The 6,719-nt window shown below is 70.2% G+C and carries 7 protein-coding genes; all 7 read right to left on the reverse strand.

Going from position 1 to position 6,719, the window contains the following annotated elements; translation table 11 throughout:
- Positions 1–325: 325 nt before the first annotated feature.
- The 7 genes from ACOJUJ_RS23645 to ACOJUJ_RS23675 all read right to left on the reverse strand — a co-directional run bounded on the left by ACOJUJ_RS23645 (position 326) and on the right by ACOJUJ_RS23675 (position 6,435).
- A complete protein-coding gene (locus ACOJUJ_RS23645; protein WP_420129385.1) occupies positions 326–1,336 on the reverse strand; it encodes a hypothetical protein in 1,011 nt (336 codons plus the stop codon).
- A gap of 111 nt (positions 1,337–1,447) precedes the next feature.
- Positions 1,448–2,401, reverse strand: coding sequence for a PspA/IM30 family protein (locus ACOJUJ_RS23650; RefSeq protein WP_420129386.1), 954 nt, complete (start codon positions 2,399–2,401; stop codon positions 1,448–1,450).
- A gap of 93 nt (positions 2,402–2,494) precedes the next feature.
- Positions 2,495–2,890 carry a CesT family type III secretion system chaperone gene (locus ACOJUJ_RS23655; RefSeq protein ID WP_420129387.1) on the reverse strand — a complete coding sequence of 132 codons (396 nt, stop codon included), beginning with the start codon at positions 2,888–2,890 and terminating at the stop codon, positions 2,495–2,497.
- Positions 2,890–3,180: a hypothetical protein gene (locus ACOJUJ_RS23660; protein ID WP_420129388.1), complete on the reverse strand. Its 291-nt coding sequence runs from the start codon at positions 3,178–3,180 to the stop codon at positions 2,890–2,892. The genes ACOJUJ_RS23655 and ACOJUJ_RS23660 overlap by 1 nt, the downstream gene beginning before the upstream one ends.
- A 668-nt stretch (positions 3,181–3,848) precedes the next feature.
- Positions 3,849–4,739: an L-serine ammonia-lyase, iron-sulfur-dependent, subunit alpha gene (gene sdaAA, locus ACOJUJ_RS23665; protein ID WP_420129389.1), complete on the reverse strand. Its 891-nt coding sequence runs from the start codon at positions 4,737–4,739 to the stop codon at positions 3,849–3,851.
- A 117-nt stretch (positions 4,740–4,856) separates the two neighbouring features.
- Entirely contained in the window at positions 4,857–5,522 is a 666-nt protein-coding gene (gene sdaAB, locus ACOJUJ_RS23670) for an L-serine ammonia-lyase, iron-sulfur-dependent subunit beta (protein ID WP_420129390.1), read from the reverse strand.
- Between the two features lie 394 nt (positions 5,523–5,916).
- Positions 5,917–6,435 carry a DUF2939 domain-containing protein gene (locus tag ACOJUJ_RS23675; RefSeq protein WP_420129391.1) on the reverse strand — a complete coding sequence of 173 codons (519 nt, stop codon included), beginning with the start codon at positions 6,433–6,435 and terminating at the stop codon, positions 5,917–5,919.
- Positions 6,436–6,719 lie beyond the last annotated feature (284 nt).

Here is a 6,719-nt window from a genome sequence, read left to right on the forward strand (position 1 = left end):
AGTGCCGGACCCGCGGAACGTAGTGCATCGGCCGCCGTCGCGCCAAGTGCCGGCTCAGAGGGTGTTGCCAAACCTCCAATCAAGATAAGAGGCCAGTCATCCTGAGGGAGCGCACCACGTGTAACCAGACGTCACACCATGACCTGCGCGCGACCGAAGGACCCTCTCTCCGACCGCGGAAAGGCATGCCTCCACCCCGGAAATCCAGCCTCCCGGTTCTGCTGGCAAGGTCCTTCGGTCGGCGCCAAAGCTCTTTGTACGAGCAAGATACGATGCGGCGCCTCCCTCAGGATGACTGATCCCGGCGAAGGGTTAGCACACCCTCTCAGGGTCGCAGCGAGTTCACCCACGCGCGCCACAGCTCCATCTCCAGGCCAAAGTCTTCGCCGCGCAGGGCCGCCAGCAGCTGTCGGGCGGTCAGGCTCATCTCCCAATGGTCCGCCCCCGCCAGCGCCAGCAGGCCGCGCCCGCCCCCCGCGAGTAAAGGCACCGCCCAGCGCTCGTCCACGCCCGCCTGCAGCAGCACCTGGGCGGCGGTGTCCAGCTCCCGCGGGTTGGCGCCGTCCAGCACCGCGTGCACGTCGGCCACGATGGGGCTCCAGTCCACCTCGCGGGAGTCGCGCAGGGCGGCTTCAAGCGCGGTGGCGGCCGTGCTCGCCACGTACTCGCTTTCGTCCAGCAGCGCGGAGAACAGAGCCAGCCACCGGCGATCGCCTTCCTCGCGCGGGGTGTACGCCAGCAGCGACGCCGCCACCATGCGGTCCTGCACGGTGGGGTCGGATGACAGGACCTGGATGGCCACGCTGTCGGAGCGGTCGCGGTCTCGGCTGGCCGTCCAGAAGTCCCAGGCGAGCCGGAACTCCGCGCTGTCGGCCGCGGCGTACCCCGGCACCTCCTTGCGGGGCCATGCGTACAGCGCGGCGATGAAGCGCCACTGCTTGCGCCGCGCGAAGTCGGCCACCGCCGCCCACGCCGGACGCACGTCCGCCGTGTCGGCACCACGGCGGTGCAGCCGCACGCGCGCGGAATCCGCCGGCTCCACCACGTGGATCAGCGTATACGGATCCTCGCTCGGCGACATGAACGTCCGCATGGCACTGGCCGGAAAGCGCAGCCGGTCGTGGATCACCCGCTGCGCGTCGGGCGAGTCCAGCGTAACGCCATCCCCGTACCGCGCCACGGAGTCCGCCAGCATCTGCAGCGTCCAGTCTTCCAGCCCGATCACCTCCACCGTCTTTCCCGGAAAGCGCAGCACGTTCTGCGCGGTCGCGCCCGGCGCCCACGCCAGGAGGGCCAGAACCAGTGCCGGGGCGATGCGGGATGCGCGTGGATCCATGGACGGGTGGGGAAGGGGTGGGAAAAGAGGGACGCGAAGGGGCCATGGTAGCCCTTCGCGTCCCTCGATGTTCCTCTGCCCGACCTGCCTTGCCGCGCGTTCGCGGCGCGGTCAGCCGCGATTCAGCGCGTCGATCTGGGCCGCGAGGTCACGGTCGTTGGCGCCCAGGCCCCCCTGACCCTGGCCGCCCTGCCCCTGGCTGCCCTGTCCCTGCGCCTGGGTGGCGTTGGGGGAGGGGGCAAAGGCGGTGCGCTCCTGCGCCGTGTGCGCGCTGCCGTCGTCCAGCACGATCTCCGCGTCGTGCGCCGTGGAGCCCGCGGGTGCCGCGGCCGAGGCACCGGCGCCCAGCTGCGCCGGCGCGGCCGCGGAAGCGCCGGGGGGGAGCGCCAGCCCCATCTTCTGCTTCATCTCCAGCAGCCGGTACTCCAGGTCGTCGGAGCTGGTGCCGGCCTCCAGCGCCTTGAACTGCTTCTCCAGCGGGTCGCCGGACAGCTCCTCCGACAACTCGGCGCTGGCCAGGGCCAGGCGCTCCGTGTGCTCGATCTTCTGCGCCATCCGCTCGAACGTCTCGAACGCGGAGGTGTCGGAAAGACCGGCCATGGTCTCGTGGATGCGCTTCTGGGCCTGGGCGCGCTTCTGCTTGGCCACCAGCAGGTTCTTTTTGCGCTGGGCCTCTTCGATGCGCACCTGAAGCTGCCGCAGCGCGTCCTTCACCTTTTCGGTGTCGGCGGCCTGACGGCTCCACGTTTCGTGCATGCTGCGGGCGCGCTCGCCGTACTCCTGCTGGCGAAGCAGCGCCTGGCGGGCCAGGTCGTCACGCCCCTGCTGCAGGGCCAGCATGGCGCGGCGCTCCCACTCCTGCGCCTGCCGGGCCTCGCTCTCCACCTGCGACTTGAGCTTGCGCTCTTCCGCGATGGCGAGCGCCACCTCCTGCTTGGCGCGGGTCTGCTGCTCTCGCATGTCGATGATGACCTGCTCGAGCATCTTTTCCGGGTTCTCTGCCCGGGCGATCAGGTCGTTGAGGTTGGACCGGATCAGCAGCGAAAGCTTGTCGAAGATTCCCATCGCTCGTTCAGCCGTATCTGGTTCCCCGACGGGGCGGCCGGGCCGGGGGCCGGGCCTTTCGCCGGGGGATTCGTAGTGCGGGGTGCCGCCGCGTCAGCAGTCGCGAAACGCGGACAGCGACTCCATCTGGGTGGCCATGGCCATGCCGAACGAGTCGATGGTGGCCTGGAACTCGTTGAAGTCCAGGTTCTCGATCTCCAGCGACTCGGTAAGGATCACGTCGTCCGATTCAAGCCCGTACGCCGCGTGCACCAGGTCGCTGGCGTTGGCCTCCAGCAGGCGCCGGTACAGCTGCGAGCACTTTTCCCCGTCCTGGGGCACGTCCAGCACCTTCATGCGGAACACCAGCAGCGGCGGGGCGTGGCTGATGACCACGGGGGTTTCGCCGTCCGCGCCGCCGGGATACGCCAGCCACATGCCTTCTTCCACTTCCTCGAATTCCAGCTCCATCCGGTTGAGGAAGTTCACAACGTCCTCGCGGGTCACCATCACGTTGTCTCCGGGTTGGGGCCGTCGGGCCGCTCGGGTGCGGAAAGCGCCCCGCCGGCGGGTCGTGCGCCGCCCTCGGCGAGCAGGCGCACCATGAAGGACTGCTCTTCGGCCAGCCGGCGCACCTCGCCGTGCAGGCCATCCATCTCTTCTCTCAGGCGCTGGATCTGGGCGTCGCGGCTGGCCAGCTCGTAGCCTCCACCGCCGCCGCCGCCACCCTTCAGAGCGCCGATCACCCACTTGGCCGCAAGGCCCAGGGCGATGATCATCGCGACTGTCACAGTTCCCATCGTGCGTCGGGGTACGGGGTGCCGTGAGACAAAGTTTCACCCGCGGGGCGGCGTGTCCAGTGGGGCGGGGTAAGAGGCCGAGGGATGTGGAGGTCGACGAAAGGCATGGAACTGGCGCCCGACGGTGCCCCTCCCCCGGCCCCTCCCCGTTCGTTCCTCACGGAGAGGGGAGAACTTCAGGACGCTTCGAAGGGCATCGAACTTCGTCCGCGGGCGCCCCCCCTCTCCCGGCCTCTCCCCCCCCGAACTGCAGGGGGGAGAGGAGAACTCAATTGCGCTCCGGAAGGGACCCTCACCCGCTCGCTTAGGCTCGCACCCTCTCCCGCAAGCGGGAGAGGGTATAAAACTTCGGTCCCGCTGCGACGGTTTTTGTGCCGTTCTCCCTCCCCCGCGCAGTTTGCGGGGGAGGGTCGGGGAGGGGGGCGGCTCACCACCCCGCGCCACCCCATCCGAAGCTCACCGCCGCCTGCCCCACATCAACCTCCCCCGGCAGTTTCGGGGGAGGTGGGCCGGTGGTGCCGGCCCGGAGGGGGCCGACTCGGAGCCAGCCGAAGCGCCCAGATCCCGGCCCTGCACCCAACCTCCCCCAGTCTTTTTTGGGGGAGGTGCGAGCCTGAGCGAGCGGAGGGGGCGCCGCGGAACGGTCCGAAGCGCGCCGAACCCCGCCGTTACCGGCTGGCGCCGGAGGGCCGGGAGGTGGGGCGGATCTGGATCAGGCGGCGGGCGGAAGGGGTGGCGGCAAGGCCGCCCATGGCGGTTTCGCGGTAGGCGCTGGGCATGCGGCGCCCCACCTCGCCCATCACGTCGATCACCTCGTCCGCGCTTACGGGAAAGTCCAGGCCGGCCAGCGCCATCTCGGCCGCGGCGATGGCCTGCATGGCGGCGCTGGCGTTGCGGTAGATGCAGGGGATTTCCACCAGCCCGCCGATGGGGTCGCAGATCAGCCCCAGCATCCCCTGCAGGCACAGCGCGACGGCGGTCTGGATTTGCTCGTGCGAGCCGCCGTGCAGCCAGGTGACGGCGGCGGCGCCCATGGCGGCGGCGGTCCCCGTCTCGGCCTGGCACCCGCCCTCGGCGCCCGCCAGCGACGCCCGCTGCGCGATCACCCCGCCCACGCCGCCGGCGACGAGCATGGCATCCACCAGCCGCTCCTCGCCCATCCCGCCGTCCGCGAAATCATCCACGGAGATCAGGATGGCCGGCAGCACCCCCGCCGCCCCGGCCGTGGGCGCCGCGACGATCAGCCCCATGGCGGCGTTCACCTCCAGCGTGGAGATGGCGCGCGCCAGCGTCTTCGTCACCCGCTCGCCCAGGATGTTGGGCCCGTTGTCCCACAGCTTCTTCGACCGGCCGCCCGTAAGGCCCGAGGCGGAGCGCACCTTGCCCTCGAGCCCCTCGTCGATGGCGCGCCGCATGATCTGCAGCGTTTTGGCGATGCGGGCGCGGATGGCCTCCTGGGGCACGCCGGTTTCGGCGGCCTCGGTGTCGAGCACCACCTGCGGCAGCGGGCGGCCGCTCTGCTCCGCGTCCTGGACGAGGGATTCGATGGACTTGTGCATTGGCGAACTGCAGGGAATAGGGAACAGGTAACAGGGAATAGCCTGCAAGAGCGGTGCTCCGCCGGGAATCTCTCGGGCCGCAGGGCCCGCTATTCCCTGTTCCCTGTTCCCTGGTTTCTACGCGATCTTGGGAACGGCGCGGGCCCAGCGCAGCCACGGAAATCCGCGGATGGCCGCCAGCGCGGCGTCGCTTACCGGCTCGTCGGCCTCGATGGTCATCATGGCGTCCTGGTGCCGGCCGGTGCGGTCCACGCGCATGGTGGCCAGGTTCACGCGGTGGCCGGCCATGATGGTGGCCACGGCGGCGATGGTGCCGGGCTCGTCGTGCGCCAGCAGGACCACGGTGTGGTAGCCGCCGGTAAGCGCCACGGGAAAGCCGTCGATCTCCGACACCTCTACCCGCCCGCCGCCCAGCGACGCGCCGCGCACCACCACCCGGTCTTCGCCGCGCTCCAGGTGAAAGATGGCCGTGTTGGGATGGGCGTCGTCGCCCAGGTCCACGTCCTCAAAGGTCCACTCCAGGCCCGCCGTCCTGGCCTCGTCGTACGCCTCGCGCAGGCGCATGTCGTCCGGCGCCAGGCCGATCAGGCCGCCCACGATGGCGCGGTGCGTCCCGTGCCCCTCGCCCGTGGCGGCAAACGAGCCGTGCAGCTGAATGCGCACGCGCTCCGGCGTGCCGCCCGTGACGGCGCGCGCGATCAGCCCCAGCCGGCAGGCGCCCGCCGTGTGCGAGGAAGATGGCCCGACCATCGTGGGTCCCAGGATGTCGAAGAGAGATACCATGCGCGCAAGATAGGCTGAGTAGACGGAACGGGCCAGACGGGCGGTGAGCGGTCGATATCAACGTGCGATGTTGTTCAGTATCCGCACAGCGATCGTGCCGCCCTCCCGCGGGAGCGAATCATTCACCGCGGGAAATTCGCAAAGTCCGCCTGCGGACTCGGCGGTCCGGCCGTGTGCGGCGATCCACGCTCCTGCGCGTCCGCAACCGGGGCGATGGCGGCTTCGTCACTCCCGTAGCGGGAGCCCGCGCAGGCGGACTTTGTGCCGTTCCAGCCGCGATTTCGATCGCCGGGACGGTGCCGGCCTCGTCAATCCGGCTCTGGATTCACCGACGATATGAAGAAACCCACCCGCCGGAGTGGCGAGTGGGCCTCGTACGAACGGAGCCGCCGGATTATTCCGCCGGGGCCGGGAAGCGGATGCCGCTCAGGCGCCACTCCAGGCCCTCACGGCGCATGACCAGCGCGAGCCGGTCGTCGCCCGACTTGCGGTCGCTGTACTGCACCACGAACCGGTCCGGCGCCTCCCAGCGGCGCGCGATCTTCACGCCGTCGCGCCAGCTTTCGTCGTCCGCATCCCTGTCGTCGTCACCCGGGCTCTGGCCCTTCATCAGCAGGCTGATCCCCTCGGGGGTGACGGCGGCATCGACCACCGGGCCCACCACAAAGCCCGCCGCCGCGGCGCCGATGGCCGCGAACACGCCCCCGTCCTTCTGAATGCCGCGCCCCGTGGCGCTCTGGATCTCCGTCCGGATGCTGGTGCGCAGCGCGGGAAAGTCCACCATCTCGTTCAGCGCCTGGGCATCGCCGCGCTCGGCGGCGGTCTGCAGCTTGTTGACGGCCATGTACGGCGTAAAGTACAGCCACGCGGCGGCAACGCACAGCGCAAGCGAGAGGAGGGGAAGCTTTTTCATCGCGGGAAACTCCGGGAGAACGTCGGACGGAGGGAGGTCTGGGCGGAACGCGGAAACCGATGTTCAGATCCGCGGCGGCCCCTGTACACCGGATGCCGGAGCAGGTGCCCGCCGATGGGACTCGACTTTGATCGTCGCGGATCGATGGGTGCCGCGTCCGCCCGCTAATTCGCCGCTGGAACTTCGCCGAGTCCGCCTGCGCGGACTCGGCGGCCCCGCGGGGGGGGGGGGGGCACGGCGGGGCGGGCGCCGCCCGGGCCCCCCCCCACACAAGTGCAACCACA

This window comes from Longimicrobium sp., assembly GCF_048594345.1.
Taxonomy (GTDB): Bacteria; Gemmatimonadota; Gemmatimonadetes; order Longimicrobiales; family Longimicrobiaceae; genus Longimicrobium.

What these genes read in the sequence shown, in the direction of transcription:
- ACOJUJ_RS23645 (WP_420129385.1), bottom strand. Translation starts at nt 1,336, where the DNA reads ATGGATCCACGCGCATCCCGCATCGCCCCGGCACTGGTTCTGGCCCTC.
- ACOJUJ_RS23650 (WP_420129386.1), bottom strand. Translation starts at nt 2,401, where the DNA reads ATGGGAATCTTCGACAAGCTTTCGCTGCTGATCCGGTCCAACCTCAAC.
- ACOJUJ_RS23655 (WP_420129387.1), bottom strand. Translation starts at nt 2,890, where the DNA reads ATGGTGACCCGCGAGGACGTTGTGAACTTCCTCAACCGGATGGAGCTG.
- ACOJUJ_RS23660 (WP_420129388.1), bottom strand. Translation starts at nt 3,180, where the DNA reads ATGGGAACTGTGACAGTCGCGATGATCATCGCCCTGGGCCTTGCGGCC.
- sdaAA (WP_420129389.1), bottom strand. Translation starts at nt 4,739, where the DNA reads ATGCACAAGTCCATCGAATCCCTCGTCCAGGACGCGGAGCAGAGCGGC.
- sdaAB (WP_420129390.1), bottom strand. Translation starts at nt 5,522, where the DNA reads ATGGTATCTCTCTTCGACATCCTGGGACCCACGATGGTCGGGCCATCT.
- ACOJUJ_RS23675 (WP_420129391.1), bottom strand. Translation starts at nt 6,435, where the DNA reads ATGAAAAAGCTTCCCCTCCTCTCGCTTGCGCTGTGCGTTGCCGCCGCG.